The organism is Pseudomonas sp. MD195_PC81_125 (assembly GCF_014060985.1).
Taxonomy (GTDB): domain Bacteria; phylum Pseudomonadota; class Gammaproteobacteria; order Pseudomonadales; family Pseudomonadaceae; genus Aquipseudomonas; species Aquipseudomonas parakoreensis.
Genome location: NZ_JABULD010000952.1, coordinates 1 through 636 on the forward strand (window position 1 = coordinate 1; position 636 = coordinate 636).

Consider the following 636-nt stretch of genomic DNA (forward strand, 5'->3'; position numbering starts at 1 on the left):
TCGACATCGAAGGCCACTATGACATGGAGGATGTGCAGCAGGTCCATGCCCGAATTGAGAGTCGCCAACAGGTCGGTAAATCAGTGTTGTGGATAGACCGCACACTGCAATAAAAACCCGGCAAAGGTATTGTTATCAAACTCATGAAACTGGAGGTCATACATGAGAAATTGCACTCCACTTGACCACCTGATTACATCGGTACTGACCACTCGTTTGCATTGCACTTGACCAGGCGCTGCATTTGATCTGACCGCCGATTGCATTGAATTTTAACAGCACGCTTCGTAAGCATGATCGGCGGAAATCTGCACATTGCTCAATTAATGACGCTTTTCAAAAACCAGATTTATGCTTCTTGTTACCCAGCGATTCGGCGTGTTCGGCCGTCCATGGGTATTTCTGGTATGTGACTAGAGTGGCAAAGAGTGCGATGCCAAGTACCTCGTGCGTTTCAGTGTAGTAATGGTGATAGCCGTATACCTTGTCACGCCATTGGCGTAACCAGCCGTTTGCTCTGAAAATTTCCTCGACCCGTGGGGCCAAATCGATGCGCCCTCCCACAACGTTGAGGTATATGAGTACAGGTAAGCGCCGGTTATTTGGAACCCAGCCATTGGTTTCCAACGCTATGAC

General features: G+C 48.6%; 2 pseudogenes. One reads left to right on the plus strand and one right to left on the minus strand.

Annotation, left to right across the window (positions count from 1 at the left end):
* Window positions 1-113: pseudogene (locus HT737_RS32485) on the plus strand (quinone oxidoreductase); the annotation flags it as partial.
* 223 nt (window positions 114-336) lie between these two features.
* Here the strand turns inward: HT737_RS32485 and HT737_RS31500 are convergent.
* A pseudogene (locus HT737_RS31500) lies at window positions 337-636 on the minus strand (hypothetical protein); the annotation flags it as partial.